Here is a 20,537-nt window from a genome sequence, read left to right as displayed (position 1 = left end):
CCTGAAGTGCGTGCCGCGCGCTCACGCCCGTCACCCGCCCCCCTGCCCGCATGAAATTCGGCTTCGTCAAGTGGTTGGTCGGCAAGCTGCTGCCTTCGGCCTGGCGGGACCTGTTCTCGTCCGACGGCAACACCGCGAGCGCGTCGGCCACGCCGGCGCCGCCGGTCACCACCTCCAACACCACCGGGCTCACCGACGCCCAGGTGCAGGCGCTGACGACGCAGCAGATCGCCGGCATGACGACCAGCGAGCTGAACGCGCTGACGACCGCGCAGTTCGGCATGCTGACGCCGGTGCAGGCCGGCGCGATCACCGCGCAGCAGGCCACGAACCTGGAGACGGCCGACCTGCGCGCGCTGACCACCGCGGCGATCCGCGGCTGGAGCAGTGCGCAACTGGCCGCGCTGACGACGCAGGAGATCGTGCTGCTGACCACGCAGCAGGTGGCCGCGCTGTCGCCGGCCGCGCTCGCCGCGCTGGCGACCGCGGCGCTGAACGCGATGACAACCGCCGAGTTCGCGGCGCTGAACAGCGCGCAGGCCGCGGCGCTGACCACGCAGCAGATCTCGCACCTGGAGAGCGCCGACCTGCGCGCGCTGACGACGGCCGCGCTGCGCGGGCTGTCGGCCGCGCAGCTCGATGCCTTGACCACCGCGCAGATCGCGCTGTTGAGCACGGCCCAGCTGGGTGCGCTGACGACCACGCAGTTCGACGGGCTGCTGCCGACGCAGATCGGCGCGTTGAGCACCGCCCAGATCGCCGCGCTGACAGCAGCGCAGGTGGCGACGCTCGGCACCGACGACCTGCAGCAGATGTCGACACAGCAGTTCGCCGCCCTCACCTCGGCGCAGGCCGCGGGGCTGAGCCCGGCACAGCTGGCCGCGCTGCCCACGGCCGACTGGGCGGCGTTGTCGACGGCCGCGATCCGCGGCATCGACCCGCTGGCGCTGGCCGCGGTGACGACGGACGAGATCGCCGCATTGACCACCGCGCAGGCTGCGGCGCTGAGCTCGGCGCAGATCACTGCATTGAGCGACGCGCAGATCGCGGCGCTGGAGACGGCCGACCTGCGCGCGCTGAGTTCGGCCGCGTTCCGCGCACTGAGCGCGTCGCAGATCGACGCGCTGACCCCGACACAGCTGGCGGTGCTGACCACCGCGCAGATCGCGTCGCTGACGCCGGCGCAGGTGGCCTCTTTCAACAGCGACGACCTGCAGGCGCTCGGCACCGCGCAGTTCGCCGCGCTGACGTCAGCGCAGGTGGCGGCCTTGTCGCCGACCCAGGTGGCGAGCCTTGAGACGGCCGATTGGGCGGCGCTGAACACCGCGGCGATCAAGGCGCTGAGCGCGGCCTCGGTCGCCGCGCTGACGACCGGCGAGATAGCCGCCCTGACGACGGCCCAGGCCGCGGCGCTCACCGCGACGCAGGCCGCCGCGCTGACGACGGATCAGATGCTGGCGCTGGAGACCGCCGACCTGCGCGCGCTGAGCTCGGCCGCGTTCCGCGCGCTGACGCCCGCGCAGATGGAGGCGCTCGGCTCGGACCAGTTCGCCGCGCTGACGACGGCGCAGATCGCATCGCTGACCGGTCCGCAGCTTGCAGCACTGCCGACCGACTACCTGAACGCGCTGACGACCACGCAGTTCGCGGCGCTGTCGACCGCGCAGGCCGCGGCGCTGACGCCGGCCCAGGTGGCGGCGCTGGAGACGGCCGACCTGGCCGCGCTGAGCAGCGGCGCGGTGCGGGCGCTCGGCGCCGCGGCCGTTGCCGCGCTGACGACCGACGAGATCGTCGCGATGAGCTCCGCCCAGTTCGCCGCATTGACCAGCGCGCAGGCAGCCGGGCTCGACGCCACCCAGGTGGCGGCGATGGAGACGCAGGACCTGCGGGCCCTCAGCACCGCCGCCTTCCATGCCCTCGGCAGCGACCAGCTCGGGGTCTTGAGCACCCACCAGTTCGCCGCACTGTCGACGGCGCAAATCGTGGCGCTGGGCACCGACCAGATCGCCGGGTTGAGCACCGACCACATCGCCGCGCTGACGACCGCGCAGACGGTGGCGCTGGAGACGGCCGACATCGCCGCGATGTCGCTGCAGCAGGTGGCCGCGATCACGCCGGAAGATCTCGGCGTGATGACGGGCGCGCAGATCTCGGCGCTGCTGTCGGTGACGCCGATCGTGCTCGACCTGGCCGGCACCGGCATCCACACGAGTGCGGCGAGCCAGGGCGTGAGCTTCGACATCGCGGCCACCGGCAGTGCGTCGCGCACCGGCTGGGTCGCGGAAGGCTCGGCGCTGCTGGCGCTGGACCGCAACCACGACGGCGTGATCAACGACGGCAGTGAGCTGTTCGGCATCGGCACGCGGATGGCCGACGGCACGCGGGCGGCGAACGGCTATGCCGCACTGGCACAGCTGGATGGCAACCACGACGGCGCAATCAACGCCGCCGATGCCGCTTTCAAGGACCTGCGGCTATGGGTCGACGCGAACCACGACGGCAAGACGGATGCCGGCGAGCTGAAATCGCTGGCGGACGTGGGTGTGGTGTCGCTGGACCTGCATGCGCTCACGGGCAGCCAGGTGGACCACGGAAACCTGCTGGGGTTGGTGTCGAGCGTGACGATGAGCGACGGCTCGCAGCACCAGATGGCGGATGTGTGGTTCGCGAAGGAGAAGCTCTCGACGCCGACCGTGCAGTTGAACGAGTTGTTGGCGGCCCCGGCCGGCGAGGTACTGGCGCATGACGCCGCGCACCCGGCGACCGCGGTCGCCTCGGCACCGGCCGCCCACCTGCCCAACCCGGCCCTCAGCGCCGAGCAGCACCGGCTGCTCGCCGAAGACGCCCAGCGCAACGGCCCGTTGATTTAAATCCCCCGCCGGTCAACCCGCGGGTCTATGCTTGTCGCGCCCCAGCAGCACGGAGCGCGCCATGAAGCTGAATCTGAAACTTCCCCTGGCCTTCGGATTCACGCTTGCCTTGCTGCTGATCGCGGCGCTGTTCGGCATCCGCCAGCTCGACCGCTCCCTCACCGCCTACGACACCGTCGTGCAGACCTACGTGGCGCACGAGCGCGCGGCGGCCGCGCTGGAGAACAGCTTCAAGACCCAGGTCCAGGAGTGGAAGAACACGCTGCTGCGCGGCAAGGATCCGCAGCAGCTCGAGCGTTACTGGGGCGCGTTCCAGAAGGAAGACCGGTCGGTGTCCGAGGGCGCCGCACGCCTGCAGGAGGCGCTGACCGACGGCGAAAGCCGAACGCTGGTGGAGAAGTTCGCGCAGGCGCATGCCCGCATGGGCGAAGGCTACCGGCAGGGCTACGCCGCCTTCACCGCGGCGGGCTTCGACCCCGCGGCCGGCGACAACGGCGTGAAGGGCATGGACCGCGAGCCGGTGAAGTTGCTCGGCGAGGCGGCGCAGCGCATCGCCGCCGAGAGCGCGCAGATCGCGGCGCAGGCCGCATCCGATGGGCGGCATGCGATCCGGCTGAGCCTGGCGGTGATGTTCGGCGTGACGCTGCTGGGCATCGTGGTCGGCATCGGCGTGAGCCGCACGATCGTCAGGCCGCTCGACCAGGCGGTGCAGGTGGCGCAGGCGGTGGCATCTGGCGACCTGACGGTGGCGGTGCAGGCGCGCAGCCGCGACGAGACGGGCCTGCTGCTGCTGGCGCTGGCCGAGATGCAACGCCGGCTGACCGACCTGGTGCGGGGCGTACGCGCCAATGCCGAGGGCGTGGCGACCGCCAGTGCCGAGATCGCGCACGGCAACAACGACCTGAGCCTGCGCACCGAGCAGCAGGCGGCGGCGCTGGAAGAAACAGCCGCGTCGATGGACGAGCTGGGGGCCGCGGTGCGGCAGAACGCCGACAACGCGGTGCAGGCGAACCAGCTGGCCAACGGCGCGAGTTCGGTGGCGATGAAGGGCGGCGAGGTGGTGGCGAACGTCGTGCAGACGATGCGGGGCATCCACGACAGCTCGAACCGGATCGCCGCGATCATCGACACGATCGACGGCATCGCGTTCCAGACCAACATCCTCGCGCTGAATGCCGCGGTGGAGGCGGCTCGCGCCGGCGAGCAGGGGCGCGGCTTCGCGGTGGTGGCCGGCGAGGTGCGTGCGCTGGCGCAGCGCAGCGCGGCAGCGGCCAAGGAGATCTCGGCCCTGATCGGCGCGAGCGTCGACCGCGTGGCGCAGGGCAGCGCGCTGGTCGATCAGGCAGGGACGACGATGAACGAGGTGGTCGATGCGATCCGCCGCGTGACGGTGCTGATGGGCGAGATCAGCACCGCCACCGGCGAGCAGAGCACCGGCGTCGCCCAGGTGGGCAGCGCGATCACGCAGATGGACCAGGCGACGCAGCAGAACGCGGCGCTGGTCGAAGAAAGCGCCGCGGCGGCGGAGAGCCTGAAGCTGCAGGCGCAGCGGCTGGTGGACGCAGTGGCGGTGTTTCGGTTGCCGGCGGTGGCTTGAGGCACCGCGTGCAGCAGCGTACTCAGTACATGTCCGCCAACCGCAAGGTATGCGCATTGCGCGAATCATCCACCGCCCGCACCACATGCCGCTCGTCGGCAATGGTCTGGAACAGGTCGATGCCCTTGGTCGCCTTGCCGCCTGAATCCTGGTCGCCGCGGTACGAGATGGTCGAGCGGGGTTGCCCGTTCATCATCTCGCCGTTGCACAGCGACAGGAACTCCCACGACGCCATCCGCGCCCCGGCGGCCCACGCGTCGCCGTCCTGGATGTCGCCGTCATCCACCGCCCTGCACATCACCGACATGTAGCCGCTGTCGACCCCCGGCGCGAAGTTCGCCGGGTTCACATCCGAATGCGGGCAGTAGTAGCAGTCGATCGGCACCATCTTGAAGAGGCGGATCAGCGATTCGAGCATCGGCACCGAGTGGTACCAGAAGGTGTTGGTCTCGCGCTGCAGGTTGCCGCGGTGGTTGTATTCCAGCGTGTGGCCTTCGCGGCGCATCACGTTGGTCGACACGATCATCAGCCCGTTCTTCTTCAGCAACGGCCGGATCCCCGCCAGCACGTGCATCGGCGAGAACACGTGGTACAGCACGCCCGACAGGTTGATGAAGTCGAAGCCGCCTTCGTCCTTCAGCTTCACGCTCAGGTCGTACAGCAGCCCGATCTGCTTGAAGTCGAAGTTGACGCCGTAGATCGTCTTGATCGCGTTCATCTTCTTCTCGCAGTGCGGCAGCGCGTCGGTCGCCAGCACCCGCTTCGCACCCTGGCGCGTCATCAGCGTCGGGATCAGGCCCTCCATGCTGCCGATGTCCAGGCAGTCCATGCCTTGCAGGTTCGCGTTGCGCAGCAGCATGCGCGGCATCATCGGCACGCGCGGCATGTGCGTGCCCTTGGTGATCAGCCCCGGCGCCAGTTCGACGTTGTAGTACCACCAGTCGTTGGCCACCGATGCGATGAGTTCGTCGTGCATGTTCTCGTCTCCTGGTTTGTTGGAAAGGCTGCTTGGTTCAAGCGGGTGCCTGCACCTGCCCGACGATCACCGCCGGGTTCCCGGCGATCACCGACAGCGGCGGTGCATCGAACTTCGGCGGCACCACCGTGCCGGCCGCGATCACGCTGCCGCGCCCGATGCGGCAGCCTTTCAGCAGCGTCACGCGGCTGCCGATGAACACCTCGTCCTCGATCACCACCGGCCGCGGCTGCTGGTCCGGCAGGTGCCGCTGGCCGAGCGCCAGCTGGTGCGCGTTGGAGTCCATCACCTGGAACTCCGAGCCGATCAGGCAGCGCTGGCCGATGTGGATGGACGCGCCCTCGGACACGATCACCGCCCGGTTGTTGATCGTCGTGCCGTCGCCGATCTCGATCAGCGATTGCGGCGTGCGCGCCTCGATGTAGCTGCACGAATAACTGCCCGGCGAACGCGGCACGCCGAACACCACGGTGGGCGCCAGGCGGATGCGGCCCGCGCCCTTGAAGACGGTCGGCGTCAGCAGGTTGACGACGCGCGCGGCGCCGTCCTGCGCCGCGGTGACCTCGACGGCCGCCTTGTCCGACACATGGAAGAAGTAGTGCACCAGCAGCGCCCGCACCCAGGTCTCGAGCTCGAACGGGTTGCTCTTCGAGATCCAGGTCTTGTAGCGATCGAGCTTCAGCATCATCGCGGCGTGCGCAGGGGCGACCTCAGGGACGACCTCAGAAACCGTGCGTCGCGAGGAAGTCGTTCCACGCGGCGATGAAGCGCTCTTCGGCGCCGGCCGTGCCCGCCGCCAGCTCGGGCAGCAGCGCGCAGAACGGCTGCATGTCGGGCTGGCTGCCGTAGCGCACGTTCAGCGCCGGCTGGATGATGCGGCAGCACTGCTGCAGCAGTTCGGTGCTCAGGCGGCCGATGCGGTGCCCGCCGACCGCCAGCGCGACGAAGCCCAGGTGCGCGCCCTTCATGAACGGGCTGTTGACGTTCGACGAGTTTTGCCCCGCGCTGATGCGGAAGTAGCCGAGGTGGTCCTGGATGTGGCACAGCGGGCGGCGGATGCTGGCCGCGACGAACGCGCCCAGGTCCCACAGCCCGGCGTACGACACATCGCCGAGCGCCGGCTTCAGCAACAGGTCGGCGCAGTCGGCGCGAAAGATCGCGTTCGAGAACTCGCCGAAGTAGTTCTTGCACTCGGCCACCGTGCTCATGAACATCACGTCGTCGCTCAGCGCGATCATGCGGCTGGCGTTGTGGGCGATCGCCGCCGGCACCGGCTGCCCGGTCATCGGATGGCCGAGCTCGTTGGCCACCCAGCGGCGGCTCACCGAGCACGAGAAGTTGGCCGACGCATGCGCCACCAGGTGGCGCTCGTAGAACTCGGGGTACATCACGTCGTCGTCGAGCATCACGTGCACCAGCTCGGAGCGGCCGTCCCACAGCCGCACCAGCTGCTTCAGGTTCTCGTACGCGCCGTTGCGCGGGCCTTCGTGGAACTCGATGTCCAGGCCCGCCAGCAGCGGCTTGTAGGGCTCGGAGAAGAAGACCTCGCGAAACTCGCCGTGCGGGCTGTCGTCGGAAATGATGACCTTCTGCGACGGCCGCGTCTGGTAGCGCAGCGAGTTCAGCAGGTCGAGGATGTAGCGGGTCTTGTAGGCGGGGATCAGCGTCGTGATGTTCATCGCGTTCAGCCCAGTGCCGCCACGGCGTCGCGCACCGCGTGGATCACCTGCTCGGTCTGCTCGACGCTCTGGGTCGGCCCGATCGGCAGGCTCAGCACCTGCGCGTGCATCGCCTCGGAAATCGGCAGCGCACCGCGCGCGATGCCGAGTGAGGCATACGCCGGCTGCAGGTGCGGCGCGACCGGGTAGTGGATCACCGTGCCGATGCCGGCATCGGCCAGCCGCTTCGCCAGCGCATCGCGCTGGCGGTGCCGCACGACGAACAGGTGCCAGGCCGGCTCGGCCCAGGCCGGCACCACCGGCAGCACCAGGTCGAGCCCGGCCAGGCCTTGCAGGTAGCGTTGCGCGATCGCGGCGCGGTGCTTGTTGTCGGCGGCCAGCTTCGGCAGCTTGACGCGCAGCAGCGCGGCCTGCAGCTCGTCGAGCCGCGAGTTCCAGCCGATCACCTCGTTGTGGTACTTGACCTTCGAGCCGTAGTTGCGCAGCTCGCGCAGCCGGGTGGCCAGGCCTTCGTCGTGCGTCGTGACGGCACCGCCGTCGCCGAGCGCGCCCAGGTTCTTGCCGGGGTAGAAGCTCCAGGCCACCGCATCACCGTGCGCGCCCAGGCGCTCGCCCTTGTAACGCGCGGCATGCGCTTGCGCACCGTCCTCGACGACCTTCAGGCCGTGACGGCGCGCGATCTCCAGAATGGGGCCCATGTCGGCCGGCTGGCCGTACAGGTGCACCGGCATGATGGCCTTGGTGCGCGGCGTGATGGCCGCCTCGAGCCGCGCCGGGTCGATGTTGTGCGTGCGCTCGTCGGGCTCGACCGGCACCGGCGTCGCGCCGACGTGCGTCACGGCGAGCCAGGTCGCGATGTAGGTGTTGGACGGCACGATCACTTCGTCGCCCGCGCCCACGTCCAGCGCGCGCAGCGCGAGGCTCAGCGCATCGAGCCCGTTGGCCACGCCCACGCAGTGCGCCGCGCCGCAGTAGGCCGCGTACTCCTGCTCGAAGCGCTTCAGCTCGTCGCCCATGATGTACCAGCCCGAATCGAGCACGCGCTCGAAGGCAGCCACCAGCTCGGCACGCTGCTGCAGCTGCACGGACTTCAGGTCGAGGAAGGGAACCATGTCAGATGCTCACCTTGAGAGGGTCGGGCAGGAAACGGGCATAGCGCTTCATCGCCTCACGGATCGCCGCGTTCGCCAGCGTGTACTCGATCTCGACATCGTCCTGCGAGACCCGCTGGGCGCCGAAGCGCTCGTGGAAGGCGCAGACGCGCTCATTCGCGAGGTTGACCTGAAAGTGCGCATTCGTAAAGCCCAGGGTATCGAGGGCATACGCGTAGACCATCAGCGCCGACTCGATCGCGGCCGACGACGGTGCCGCGTCAGACAGGATCCAGCTGCCCCAGCAGAAGCTGGCGTGGCCGTCGACCATGCGGGCGTCGTAGAGCCGCACGGTGCCGAGCCTGTCGCCGGCCAGGCTCTCGATCACGAAGTAGGCCTCGCCGTCGCGCTGGGCATAGGCGGCCAGCCAGGCCTGCTGGTCGGCCAGCGCGCCGGAGGTGCGCGACAGGTGGCGGGACTTCGCCTCGTCGGTGCGCAGCCCGAGGATGAATTCGGCGTCGGCGACCGCGGCATCGCGGAACACCAGCGTCTTGCCCTGCAGCCGCGCCGCCTTGCCCAGCCGAGCCACGCTCATTGCGCAGCAACCAGATCGGTGAAGACGCCGTAGTCGCGGATGTAGTCCGCCGCGTCGTAGTAGTCGGAGGCGAACACCATCAGCATCGCGTCCGGCGAGTACTTGTACTGCACGCCCCAGGTCATCGGCGGCAGGTACAGGCCGCGCTGCGGCGAATCGAGCACCACCTCGACGCGGCGCTTGCCGTCGTCGGCCACCACCGCGCAGCTGCCGCGCAGGCAGATCAGGAACTGGTGGCAGCGGTGGTGCGCATGCTCGCCGCGGATCTCGCGGCTGGGCACGCCGAACACCATGAAGTAGCGCAGCGGCTTGAACGGCACGTGGCGGTCGAACTCGCCGACCGTCAGGTCGCCGCGCAGGTCGTGGATCACCGGGAAGTGGTGCACCGTGACGCCGTGCACCGGCGTAGTCTCGATCTTGAAGCCGTTGGCGGCGCTCGGCAGGTGCAGCGCGCTCGCCGGGCCCTTGTCGGTGTCGACATAGCCGACGATCGCGGCCGGGTTGCCTTCGACGATCGCGCCCGGGGGCACCGAGCGCGTGACCACCGAGCCGGGGCGCACCACCGCCTTCGCGGCGATCGTCAGGCCGCCGTAGACCGTCGAGTTGGCGCCGATCCAGGCCTGGCGCCGCACCGTCGTGCCGACCGGCTCGTGGCCTTCGGCCTCGACGAACACGACGTTGGCGCCGATCTGGCAGCCGGCCTCGATGACCACGCCGCGGCAGATGTGGGCGCCGCTCTTGACGACGCAGTCGCCATGCACGTGGGCTTCCGGGTCGATGAAGGCCTGCGGATGCAGTGCGAGCGGGGCCAGCAGGCTGGTGTCGTTGGTTCCCATGGTGTCGGTGTCTTTCCGTGTGGTCCGGATCAGAAGAAGGTCACTGGAGCCAGGCGCCGATGCCCAGCCCCAGCGAGCGCAGCAGCGCATTCGCCTGCTCGCCGTCGTACAGCGCATTGACGTAGGCGACGCGCAGGCCGTAGTGGTCGCCCTCGGCGGCCATCACGTCGAACAGCGAACGGCGGCCCAGCTGCTGCCATTGCTGCAGCGTGAAGTTGCGCACCCGGTCGCTGTCGCGCAGCACCGAGATCACACGCTGCGCGCGGTCGAAGGCGGAGGTGGCCTGCTCGTGCACCTCGCTCATGCGGAAGCGCCGGCCTTCCAGCGCGTCGGCGCGCTGCAGTCTGGCGGCCTCGGCACGCTTGCGCGCGGCGGCACTGGAGTAGTCGTTGCTGGCGTTGTAGAGCGGGATGTTGAAGCTGACGCCGGCCGACCAGTTGGTGCCGTCGCCGGCGCCCTTGGCCTTGCTGCCGCCCACCGTCCAGTTGACCTGCGGCTTCTGGCCGGCCACCACCGCGCGGGCGTAGCTGTCGGCCGCCTCGGCCTGCTGGTCGAGCTGGGCGATCTCGGCGGCGCGGTCGGCCTGGGCCAGCAGCTCGTCGAGCTTGGGCACGTCGAGCAGCACCGACGACAGGCCTTCGGTCGGCGGCAACCCGTCGCCGACGAAGCGGCGCAGCTTGACCTCGATCTGGCGCACCATCGACAGCGTCTGCACCTGCTGCAGGTCGGCCTGCTGCTGGTTCTTCTGCGCCTGCACCAGCTCGCTGGTGCGGCCCTTGTCGGCGCGCACGATGGTTTCGAGTGCCTCGACCAGGCAGCTCATCTTGCGCGAGTACTGCTGGTAGACCTGCGCCTGCATGCGGTAGCGGCTGCGGTCGAGCGCGAGCGACACGGTCGTCAGCGCGACCTGCTCCTGCGCGCTCAGCTGGCCCTGGCGCGCGGCCTCGGCCAGGTGGCTGCGCCAGTCGGTCAGCTGGGTGATGCGGCCGCCGTCGAACAGCGGCGCGCTGATGCTGACGCCCAGGCGAGCCTGGTTGCCGCTGAGGGATTCGGTGTTGGGGGCCGACGTGCCGACGCGGCCCAGCGTGCCGGTCAAGCCGGCCTGCGGGCGGCTGGACATGCGGGTCTCGTCGACATCGGCCGCGGCCGCCTCGGCCAGCAGCTTGGCCGCGCCGATCGACTGGCTGCGCCGCACGGCCTCCTGGACCATCGATTGCAGCGACGCGCGCGGCCCGCCGGCATCGCCCGCCACGGGCCTGCCGCCGTAGCTGACGCTGGACTCCACACCTTCGTCATCGATGCAGCGGGCAACCGCAGGCAGCGCGACAGCGGTGGCCACCAGCACGCCGGCAAGGCGCAGGGTGTAGGACAGGCGGACGGTCATGACACGGGACTCCAGGAACGACCGCAGCTGCGGCACCCTGGAAGTACACCGCGGCAGGCCCGTGAGCGATGTCCGGAAAATGACCGGCTTTCGCGGCCAGTTCCGTTCGCCTGTCGCTTTGGACCGTAGACGGGCCGAAGAGCCGCCTCCTAAGCTGCGCGATCAATTCAGCCCCAGGACCCGCGGATGAGCACCAGGAACACAGAAGGCGATGCCGGCGACAACACCCTGACCGGCACCGCAGGCAGCGAGCAGTTCGACGGCGGCAAGGGCAGCGACACCTATATCTACGCGGCGGGCGGTGGCCAGGACACCATCGCCGCCACCTACGACACCGCGGGCAACAAGGTCGACACGCTGCAGCTCGACGGCATCGCGTCCGCCGACCTGCAGTTCAGCCGCTCCGGCAACGACCTGGTGATCGGCTTCAAGGGCACGACGAGCGACAGCATCACGGTGAAGCTCTTCTTCCTCGGCAACGATCCGTACAACGATTTCAACCCGCTGCAGCGCATCACCTTCATGAGCGCGAACGGCAGCACCGCGCAAGACCCGCTCGACGGGCTCTCGATCGCGTCGATCATCACGGCCCTGACCACCGGCGGCAGCGGCGACGACGACCTGCGCGGCACCGCCGGCGCCGACACGCTGATCGGCGGCGCTGGCAACGACACCCTCACCGGCGGCGCCGGCAACGACGAATACCGGTTCAACCGCGGCGACAGCAAGGACCTGATCGCCGCATCGTACGACTTGAGCAGCGCCCACACCGACACGCTGGCGCTCGGCACCGGCCTGTCGCGCAACGACCTCAGCTTCGCGAGCACCGGCAGCGGGGGAACCTCGCTGTTGATCCGCTTCGCCGGCTCGACCGACGAGATCACCGTCGAGAAGTTCCTCTACAACGACAACGCGGTCAACACCTACGGCCCGTTGCAGTCCATCACCTTCGCCGACGACAAGGTCACCACGCTGAAAGGCGACTCGACGGCCCCGATGGACGTCGCCGCCATCCTGAAGGCGCTGTACACCGGCACCGCCGGCGCGGACAACCAGCACGGCACCGCCGGCAACGACTCGATCACCGGCCTGGCCGGCGGCGACCTGATCGATGGGCGCGCCGGCGACGACACCCTGGTGGGTGGCGCGGGCGACGACACGCTCAACGGCGGCACCGGCAACGACGCGTACGACTACACCCGCGGCAACGGCAACGACCTGATCAAGCTGCAGAGCGACAGCAACGCCAACAAGAACAACATCCTGCACTTCGCCTCGGGCATCACGGCCGACGACGTCTCGCTCACCCGCTCGGGCAGCTCACTGCTCATCGGCATCAAGGGCGCCGGCACGATCCCGGCGAGCACGATCACCGTCGAAGGCTTCTCCTTCACCGCCGGCACCGACAACGGCTACAACCCGCTGCAGCAGATCATCTTCGACGGCACGCAGACCACCTGGACCTTCGCGATGCTGCAGGCCGCCGTGGCCGCGGCCGGCTCCGGCGGCACCAGCAACAGCCCCACCACCGGGGCCGACCAGCTCACCGGCACCACCGGGGCCGACACCCTGACCGGCGGCACCGGCAACGACACGATCACCGGCGGCCTGGGCGACGACACCTGTGTCTACCGCGCGGGCGACGGGCAGGACACGCTCCTCTCGACCCACGACAGCACGCCCAGCAACACGCTGCAGCTGAACGGCATAGCGGCCACGGACCTGCTGCTGAGCCGCAGCGGCAGCGACCTCGTGATCGGTTTCAGCGGCAAGCCCGGCGACAGCATCACGGCGAAGCTCTTCTTCTTCAACGACGATCCGTACAACGACTACAACCCGCTGCAGAAGATCACCTTCATGAGCGCGGACGGCAAGACGCCCCAGACGCCGATCGCCGACTACGACATTGCCGAGCTGATCACGAAGATGAACACCGGCGGCACCGGCAACGACCGGCTGGTGGGCACCTCCGGCGACGACGTGATGTCCGGCGGCCTCGGCAACGACACCCTCATCGGCGGCAAGGGCAACGACACGATCGAGTTCACCGTCGGCGACGGCCGGGACCTGATCACCTCGCTGACGCAGGACACGCAAGCCGACCGGACGGACGTGCTGGAGATCCACACGTCCCCCGTCGTGGGCGCCTCGAAGGTCACCGCCAACTCGCTGACCTTCGGCACCTCGGGCACCTCGCTCGTGATCAAGGTCGGCACGAACGGCGACCAGATCACGGTCGACAAGTTCCTCTACCAGGACGACACCGGCAACGGCTACAACCCGTTGCAGGAGATCAAGTTCGACGACGGAACCAGTCTCAGCGTCGCCGGGATCCTCGCGCAGCTGTACAAAGGCAGCAGCAGCGCCGACACGCTGCGCGGCACCGCCGGCGCCGACACCATCACCGCGCTGGCGGGCAACGACACCATCGATGGCCGCGGCGGCGACGACCGGATCGAGGGCGGTGCCGGCAACGACCTGATCGACGGCGGCAAGGGCAACGACAGCTACTGGTTCGGGCTGGGCGAGGGCGCGGACACGCTGCTGGGGGTCTACGACGACGCCAGCGGCAAGAGCAACACGCTGGTCTTCAGGGCGGGCATCGTGGAGAGCGACGTCAAGCTGACCCGCTCGGGCTCGGACCTGGTCATCACGCTGAACGCGTTCACCGCGACGAACAAGGAGTCGTTCACCGTCAAGAACTTCTCGTTCGCACTGAACAGCGATTCGACCTACAACCCGCTGCAGGCCATCACCTTCGACGGCGTCACGACGGGGACCGATGCGAAGGGCAACCCCATCAAGGCCAGCTGGACCCTCGCCGACATCCAGGGCAAGGTCGTCGCCTCGGGCAGCACGGGTTCGACCTCCGGCGACGACAGCGCCCAGACCCTCAAGGGCACCGATGCCGACGACCGGATCGACGGCGGCAAGGGCAACGACACCATCGACGGCGGCAAGGGCAACGACACCTGCGTGTTCGAGCAAGGCGACGGCTCGGACACGCTCTCGCTCAGCCGCGACACCACGGTCGGCCGGACCGACACGCTCGAGCTGAAGTACCTCCAGAGCAGCGAGGCCACGCTCACGCGCAGCGGCTCCGACCTCGTCATCGGCACGCCCACCTCCGGCGACCAGGTCACCGTGAAGGGCTTCTTCCTGCTCAACAATCCGTACAACGCCTACAACCCGCTGCAATCCATCGCCTTCAATGACGCGACCAAGGACATCGCCTGGATCGTCAAGCAGACCAACACCGGCACGGGCGGCAGCGACAAGCTGGTCGGCACCACCGGCTCCGACACGCTGATCGGCGGCAAGGGCAACGACACCCTGATCGGCGGCAAGGGCGACGACGTCTACCAGTTCAGCGTCGGCGACGGCCTGGACGTGATCACCGTCGATGCGTCGGACAACACCGTCGGCCGCAACGACACCTTGCACATCGTCGACCCGCTCCTGTCGGCCGACAAGCTGGTGCTCGAAACCTCGGGGACCTCGCTGATCATCGGCCTCAGCGGAGACGCCACCGACCAGATCACCGTCGAGAACTTCCTGTACGGCGACACGGCGTCCAATCCGTACAACCCGCTGCAGACCATCAGCTTCGACAGCGCCGACAGCCACGGCAAGTTCAGCCTCGACCTCAGCGGCATCCTGGCGAAGCTGTATGGCGGCACCTCGGGGACGGACATCCTGCGCGGCACCGTCGACGCCGACAGCATCAGCGGCAGCTACGGCAACGACACGCTGGACGGCCGCGCCGGCAACGACACCTTGAACGGCGGGGCGGGCAACGACACCCTCACCGGCGGCACCGGCGACAACACCTACGAGTTCGCGAACGGCGACGGCCAGGATTCGCTGATGGGCTACCGCGACACCGCGCCGGGCAAGAACAGCAGCTTGCAGCTCGACGACTACACCACCGACGACATCGTGCTGACGCAGTTGAAGGGTGCTCTGATCGTCGAGTTCAACAAGGTCGACAAGAGCAACACCGACAAGATCACGGTGAACAATTTCGACTTCACCGGCAGCGGCAGCGACTACAGCCCGGTGCAGAACATCGCCTTCAGCGGTTCGACCACCCCCTGGGGCATGGCCGACATCCTCGACCACATCACCGGCGTCGCGTCGACCGGCGACGAGGACGACAACCGGCTGGGCGGCACGGTGGGCAACGACACGCTGACCGGGCTGGACGGCGACGACACGCTGACCGGACTGGCCGGCAAGGACCTGCTGACCGGCGGCCTCGGGGACGACTCCATCAACGGCGGCCTGGGCGACGACACCTACGCGTTCAACAAGGGTGATGGGCAGGACACCCTGGCCGCGGGCGGGAACGCGACCGACACCAACACGCTCGCGTTCGGATCGGACGTCGCCAGCAGCGACCTGGCGTTCACCCGGATGGGAACCTCGCTGGTCATCTACCTGAACAAGACCGACACCGACAACACCGACCAGATCACGGTGGAGGACTTCAGCTTCAGCGCCGGCGACGGCAACACCTCGAGCCCGCTGCAGGCCATCACGGTGGGCGGTGCCACCTGGGATCTCGCCACGATCCGCGGCAAGGTCGGCGGGCTCACGCTCACCGGCACCGACGGCGACGACACGGTGCGGGGCGCGGACCTGAACGACTCGCTCTACGGGGGCGCGGGCGACGACACGCTGTTCGGGTACGACGGCAAAGACACGTTGATCGGCGGAGCCGGCGACGATGTGATGTACGGAGGCGATGGCAACGACACGCTGTTGGGTCAGGGGGGGAACGACGTCCTCGACGGTGGCAAGGGCAATGACCAATATTTTTACTTCGGCGACGGGCAGGACACGCTGGCCGCCAGCGGCGACACGACCGACGAGGTCAATACGCTGGGCATCTCAAACAACAGCATCAGCAGCAGCAGCGTGCTGGTGACCAGGAAAGGAACGTCGCTGGTGATCTACATGGACAAGGACGACCTTGATGACACCAACCAGATCACGGTGGAGGACTTCAGCTTCAGCGCCGACGACGGCAACACCTCGAACCCACTGCAGATCATCCAATGGAGCGGCCACGGCTCCGACTGGAACCTCGCCAAGATCCGCACCGAGGTCTCCGGGCTTGATCGCATCGGCACCGATAGCGCGAACACCCTGCGCGGCGGAGACCTGAATGACACGCTCTCGGGCGGAAAGGGCGACGACACCCTGTTCGGCTATGGCGGCAATGATGTTCTGTGGGGCAGCAGCGGCAATGACCTGATCAACGGCGGCGACGGCGATGACACCTACAACTTCACGCCTGGGGATGGGGACGACGTCCTCGTCGACAGCGGTGGCGATGACACCTTCGACACCGACGTGTCGAAACGCCAAGTGTTTTTCAAGCAGGACGGCAACGATCTGGAAGTCTACGTTTACGGTGGCGCGACCGACTCCACCGCGGAGATCCTGCGGATCGAAGATTGGTACCTGGGTGCCGCTCACCAGATCGAGAGCATTCTTGCCAAGGCCTCCGGCGGGACCGTGACCTTGAGTTCCACCGATGTGGCGTCTCTGGTGACCGCGATGGCAGATTTCGACCTGCCGGCTACAGCCGGCGATTTGTCCACGACTGACGGCTACGACGCCGTGCTGACAGCCATGAACAAATACTGGAAAAGCTAGGCGCATCGCACCATGACCCTGGCCCACGACGCCGCACCGGCGCAGCTGCCCTCCCCCGCCCGCCCCGCCGACAGCGGCCTCGCCTGCCTGCTGATGATGGCCCGCCTGCACGGCGTGGCCGCCGACGGCGAGCAGCTCGCGCACGAGTTCGTCGACAGCGGCCGCTGCTTCGGCACGGCCGACATCCTGCAGGCCGCGGCGCAGCTGCAGCTGAAGGCCAAGGCCGTCCGAACCACGCCCGAGCGGCTGGCCACCACCGCGCTGCCGGCCGTCGCCTGTGCGGCCCCTGCAGCAGACACCGCCGGCGCCGCCTCGCCGCACTACTTCATCATCGCGAAGGTCGACGGCGACCGGGTGCTGATCCACGACCCCGCGGTCGGCCGCCCGGAACTGCTGAGCCACGACGAGTTGCGTGCCCGCTGGTCCGGCGAGCTGATCCTGTTCGCGTCGCGCGTTTCGGCCGGCCGCGAATGGGGCAAGTTCGACTTCACCTGGTTCATCCCGTCGGTCGTGCGCCACCGCCGGCTGCTCGGCCAGGTGCTGCTGGTCAGCCTCGCGCTGCAGCTGTTCGCGCTGGTCACGCCGTTGTTCTTCCAGGTGGTGATGGACAAGGTGCTGGTGCACCGCGGCTTCACGACGCTCGACGTGATCGCGATCGGGCTGGGCACGGTGATGGTGTTCGAGGTCGCGCTGACGGCCTTGCGCAGCTACGTGTTCGCGCACACCACCAGCCGCATCGACGTCGAACTCGGCGCGCGGCTGTTCCGCCACCTGCTGGCGCTGCCGCTCGCCTACTTCCAGGCACGGCGCGTCGGCGATTCGGTGGCACGCGTGCGCGAGCTCGAGAACATCCGCAGCTTCCTGACCGGCAATGCGATCACCGTGGTGCTCGACCTGCTGTTCTCGGTCGTCTTCATCGCGGTGATGCTGTGCTACAGCGGCTGGCTGACGCTGATCGTGCTGGCCTCGCTGCCCTGCTATCTGCTGCTGTCGCTGGCCCTCACGCCGCTGCTGCGCGCGCGCCTGGCCGAGAAGTTCAACCGCGGTGCCGAGAACCAGGCCTTCCTGGTCGAGACGGTGAACGGCATCGACACCGTCAAGTCGATGGCGGTGGAGCCGCAGTGGACGCGCCGCTGGGACCAGCAGCTTGCCGCCTACGTGTCGGCGAGCTTCCGCACCACGACGATCGCGAGCCTCGCGCAGGGCGGCGTCTCGATGGTGTCGAAGGCGGTGACGCTCGCGACGCTGTACGTCGGCGCGCGGCTGGTCATCGACGGCAGCATGTCGGTCGGCCAGCTCGTCGTGTTCAACATGCTGGCCGGGCAGGTCGCGCTGCCGGTGATGCGGCTGGCCCAGCTGTGGACCGATTTCCAGCAGACCGGCGTGTCGATGCAGCGCCTGGGCGACATCCTCGACACCCACACCGAAAGCGGCGGCGCGCGCGGCAGCCTGCCGCGGGTGGCGGGGCGCATCACCTTCGACGACGTGCAGTTCCGCTACCGGCCCGACCGCGCGCCGGTGATCGAGAGCCTGTCGATCGACATCGCCGCCGGCGAGGTGATCGGCATCGTCGGCCGCTCCGGCTCGGGCAAGAGCACGCTCGCGAAGCTGCTGCAGCGGCTGTACGTGGCCGAGCGCGGGCGCGTGCTGATCGACGGCATCGACCTGTCGACCATCGAATCGAGTTCGCTGCGCCGCCAGATCGGCGTGGTGCTGCAGGACAACATGCTGTTCAACCGCAGCATCCGCGAGAACATCGCGCTGGCCGATGCCGGCGCGCCGCTCGACGCGGTGATCCAGGCCGCGACGCTGGCCGGCGCGCACGAGTTCATCACCGCGCTGCCCGAGGGCTATGACACGCTGGTCGGCGAGCATGGCTCGACGCTGTCGGGCGGGCAGCGGCAGCGGCTGGCGATCGCGCGCGCGCTGATGGGCAACCCGCGCATCCTGGTGTTCGACGAGGCGACCAGCGCGCTGGATGTCGAATCCGAGCGCATCGTGCACGACAACATGAAGGCGATCTGCCGCGGCCGCACCGTGATCATCATTGCGCACCGCTTGTCGGCGGTGCGCGATGCCCACCGCATCGTCGTGATGGACGAAGGCCGCATCGTCGAAGCCGGCCCGCATGCCGAGCTGCTGCAGCGGGAGGCCGGGCACTACGCGCGGCTGCACCGGCTGCAGCGCGGATGACGCCCCGCTCCCTGCGCATGAAGGAGTGCCGACCATGAAGACGCCCGTCCGCCTGCTGGCCTTCGGCGACCTGCTGCGCCGCTACGGCCGCGCGTCGCGGCTCGCGTGGGGCGCCCGCGCCGAGCTGGCGCCGCCGCGCCGGCTGCCGCACGAACTGCAGTTCCTGCCGGCCGCGCAATCGCTGCAGGAGACACCGCTGTCGCCGGCGCCGCATGTCGCGATCGGGCTGCTGCTCGGCTTCGCCGCGCTGGCGGTGGCCTGGGCCTGCATCGGGCGGCTCGACATCGTCGCGGTCGCGTCCGGCAAGGTGGTGCCGGCCGAAGGCAGCAAGCTGGTGCAATCGCTCGAGCCCGGCACGGTGCGCGCGATCCGCGTGACCGAGGGGCAGGTGGTGCATGCCGGCGACCTGCTGATCGAGCTGGACCTGACGGCCACCCAGGCCGACCTCGACCGCACCGAAGGCGACCTGGCCGCGGCGCGGCTGCAGATCGCGCGCGGACAGGCGCTGCTCGACGCGGTGGCCGGCGGGCATGACACGCCGCTGCAGCGCCCGCCGTCGGTCGGCAACGGCGATTTCGACGAGGCCCGCCGCATGCTGGCCGGCCAGATCGGCGAGCACTTCGCGCGGCTGGCCCGGCTGGACGCCGAGATGGCGCAGCGCGAGGCGAGCCGCCGCTCGACGCTCGAATCGGTGCACAAGCTGGAGCAGACCGTGCCGCTCGCGCGCCAGCGTGCGGCCGACCTGAAGGACCTGGTCGACAGGAACTTCGTTTCGCGGCATGGGTACCTCGACCGCGAACAGGCGCGCATCGAGCAGGAGGCCGACCTGGCCGCGCTGACCAGCCGCGTGACCGAGGTCGATGCCAGCCTGCTGCAATCGCGCCGGCAGCGCGAGCAGCTGATCGCCGAGGCGCGGCGCGTCGCGCTCGACGGCATCACCGTGGCGCAGCAGAAGGCGGCGGCGCTGGAACAAGACCTGCGCAAGGCGGCCGCGCGCCGCGATGCCCAGCGGCTGCTCGCACCGGTCGACGGCACGGTGCAGCAGTTGGCGGTGCACACGGTGGGTGGCGTCGTGACGGCGGCGCAACCGCTGATGCTGGTGGTGCCGCGCGACATGCCGCTGGAAGTCGAGGCGATGATCGAGAACCGCGACGTCGGCTTCATCACGCCGGGCCAGTCGGCCGAGGTGAAGGTGGAGACGTTTCCGTACACGCGCTACGGCGTGCTGCATGCGCGCGTGGCGTCGGTGTCGAGCGATGCGATCAACGACGACAAGCGCGGGCTGGTCTACTCGACGCGGGTGCGGCTGGACAAGGGAACGATCGAGGTCGACGGGCGCACGGTGGCGTTGAGTCCCGGGATGGCGGTGTCGGCCGAGGTGAAGATCGGCACGCGCCGCGTGATCGACTTCCTGCTGTCGCCGCTGATCGAGCACGCCGGCGAGAGCATGCGAGAACGGTGACGCTTGGTGGTGCTCCGCGGCAAAGGCGCGGGTGGGGAGGCTGTGGCTCGCCGGACGGTGCGGTCTTCGCCCCTCTCGGGGCGAAGACTCCCCTCCGCTGACTGGTTTGATGGCCCGTCGCCGAAACTCCCGTCACTCACTTCGTTCGTTGTGGTCAAACAGTCGGCGACAGTCAGTTCACGATCGCGCT

At 69.0% G+C, this 20,537-nt stretch carries 12 protein-coding genes; 5 read left to right on the top strand and 7 right to left on the bottom strand.

The features are described 5' to 3' along the window. Window positions 1-50: 50 nt before the first annotated feature. Together BUE42_RS12415 and BUE42_RS12410 are read left to right on the top strand one after the other, a co-directional pair. Entirely contained in the window at window positions 51-2,870 is a 2,820-nt protein-coding gene (locus BUE42_RS12415; protein WP_073465423.1) for a hypothetical protein, read from the top strand. 61 nt (window positions 2,871-2,931) lie between these two features. Beyond that, a complete protein-coding gene (locus BUE42_RS12410; protein WP_073465564.1) occupies window positions 2,932-4,467 on the top strand; it encodes a methyl-accepting chemotaxis protein in 1,536 nt (511 codons plus the stop codon). 22 nt (window positions 4,468-4,489) lie between these two features. On the opposite strand, the gene BUE42_RS12405 is transcribed toward BUE42_RS12410, so the two are convergent. From BUE42_RS12405 to BUE42_RS12375, 7 genes are read right to left on the bottom strand one after another with little or no spacing between them, the layout of a single operon-like run. Beyond that, a complete protein-coding gene (locus BUE42_RS12405; RefSeq protein WP_056811835.1) occupies window positions 4,490-5,443 on the bottom strand; it encodes a class I SAM-dependent methyltransferase in 954 nt (317 codons plus the stop codon). A 37-nt stretch (window positions 5,444-5,480) separates the two neighbouring features. Beyond that, window positions 5,481-6,131, bottom strand: coding sequence for an acyltransferase (locus tag BUE42_RS12400; protein ID WP_083614094.1), 651 nt, complete (start codon window positions 6,129-6,131; stop codon window positions 5,481-5,483). Window positions 6,132-6,165: 34 nt separating this feature from the next. Further along, window positions 6,166-7,122 (bottom strand): glycosyltransferase family A protein, encoded by a 957-nt coding sequence (locus BUE42_RS12395; RefSeq protein WP_073465422.1) that lies wholly within the window; start codon window positions 7,120-7,122, stop codon window positions 6,166-6,168. Between the two features lie 5 nt (window positions 7,123-7,127). Continuing rightward, window positions 7,128-8,234 carry a DegT/DnrJ/EryC1/StrS family aminotransferase gene (locus tag BUE42_RS12390; RefSeq protein WP_073465421.1) on the bottom strand — a complete coding sequence of 369 codons (1,107 nt, stop codon included), beginning with the start codon at window positions 8,232-8,234 and terminating at the stop codon, window positions 7,128-7,130. A gap of 1 nt (window position 8,235) precedes the next feature. Beyond that, window positions 8,236-8,808, bottom strand: a complete 573-nt coding sequence (locus BUE42_RS12385; RefSeq protein ID WP_073465420.1) for a GNAT family N-acetyltransferase — start codon at window positions 8,806-8,808, stop codon at window positions 8,236-8,238. Further along, window positions 8,805-9,644, bottom strand: a complete 840-nt coding sequence (locus BUE42_RS12380) for a WxcM-like domain-containing protein (protein WP_200798954.1) — start codon at window positions 9,642-9,644, stop codon at window positions 8,805-8,807. Before BUE42_RS12380 ends, BUE42_RS12385 begins: the two co-directional genes overlap by 4 nt. A 40-nt stretch (window positions 9,645-9,684) precedes the next feature. Then, window positions 9,685-11,028: a TolC family protein gene (locus tag BUE42_RS12375; RefSeq protein ID WP_073465418.1), complete on the bottom strand. Its 1,344-nt coding sequence runs from the start codon at window positions 11,026-11,028 to the stop codon at window positions 9,685-9,687. Between the two features lie 186 nt (window positions 11,029-11,214). Between BUE42_RS12375 and BUE42_RS33730 the strand changes: the two genes are divergently transcribed. Genes BUE42_RS33730 through BUE42_RS12360 form a run of 3 tightly spaced genes read left to right on the top strand, consistent with a single transcriptional unit; the run spans window position 11,215 to window position 20,347 of the window. Beyond that, window positions 11,215-16,692 (top strand): calcium-binding protein, encoded by a 5,478-nt coding sequence (locus tag BUE42_RS33730; RefSeq protein ID WP_073465417.1) that lies wholly within the window; start codon window positions 11,215-11,217, stop codon window positions 16,690-16,692. Between the two features lie 12 nt (window positions 16,693-16,704). Continuing rightward, window positions 16,705-18,885, top strand: coding sequence for a type I secretion system permease/ATPase (locus tag BUE42_RS12365; protein WP_073465416.1), 2,181 nt, complete (start codon window positions 16,705-16,707; stop codon window positions 18,883-18,885). A gap of 34 nt (window positions 18,886-18,919) precedes the next feature. Further along, window positions 18,920-20,347: an HlyD family type I secretion periplasmic adaptor subunit gene (locus tag BUE42_RS12360; protein ID WP_073465415.1), complete on the top strand. Its 1,428-nt coding sequence runs from the start codon at window positions 18,920-18,922 to the stop codon at window positions 20,345-20,347. Window positions 20,348-20,537 lie beyond the last annotated feature (190 nt).

The sequence above is a fragment of the Rhizobacter sp. OV335 genome, from assembly GCF_900142965.1.
Classification (GTDB): domain Bacteria; phylum Pseudomonadota; class Gammaproteobacteria; order Burkholderiales; family Burkholderiaceae_C; genus Rhizobacter.
Note: the sequence above shows the minus strand (reverse complement) of the source record. Positions and strands in the feature narration are given on the sequence as shown.

Excerpts from the sequence above, each read along its gene's own strand:
- BUE42_RS12415 (WP_073465423.1), top strand. The coding sequence starts at position 51 with ATGAAATTCGGCTTCGTCAAGTGGTTGGTCGGCAAGCTGCTGCCTTCG.
- BUE42_RS12410 (WP_073465564.1), top strand. The coding sequence starts at position 2,932 with ATGAAGCTGAATCTGAAACTTCCCCTGGCCTTCGGATTCACGCTTGCC.
- BUE42_RS12405 (WP_056811835.1), bottom strand. The coding sequence starts at position 5,443 with ATGCACGACGAACTCATCGCATCGGTGGCCAACGACTGGTGGTACTAC.
- BUE42_RS12400 (WP_083614094.1), bottom strand. The coding sequence starts at position 6,131 with ATGATGCTGAAGCTCGATCGCTACAAGACCTGGATCTCGAAGAGCAAC.
- BUE42_RS12395 (WP_073465422.1), bottom strand. The coding sequence starts at position 7,122 with ATGAACATCACGACGCTGATCCCCGCCTACAAGACCCGCTACATCCTC.
- BUE42_RS12390 (WP_073465421.1), bottom strand. The coding sequence starts at position 8,234 with ATGGTTCCCTTCCTCGACCTGAAGTCCGTGCAGCTGCAGCAGCGTGCC.
- BUE42_RS12385 (WP_073465420.1), bottom strand. The coding sequence starts at position 8,808 with ATGAGCGTGGCTCGGCTGGGCAAGGCGGCGCGGCTGCAGGGCAAGACG.
- BUE42_RS12380 (WP_200798954.1), bottom strand. The coding sequence starts at position 9,644 with ATGGGAACCAACGACACCAGCCTGCTGGCCCCGCTCGCACTGCATCCG.
- BUE42_RS12375 (WP_073465418.1), bottom strand. The coding sequence starts at position 11,028 with ATGACCGTCCGCCTGTCCTACACCCTGCGCCTTGCCGGCGTGCTGGTG.
- BUE42_RS33730 (WP_073465417.1), top strand. The coding sequence starts at position 11,215 with ATGAGCACCAGGAACACAGAAGGCGATGCCGGCGACAACACCCTGACC.
- BUE42_RS12365 (WP_073465416.1), top strand. The coding sequence starts at position 16,705 with ATGACCCTGGCCCACGACGCCGCACCGGCGCAGCTGCCCTCCCCCGCC.
- BUE42_RS12360 (WP_073465415.1), top strand. The coding sequence starts at position 18,920 with ATGAAGACGCCCGTCCGCCTGCTGGCCTTCGGCGACCTGCTGCGCCGC.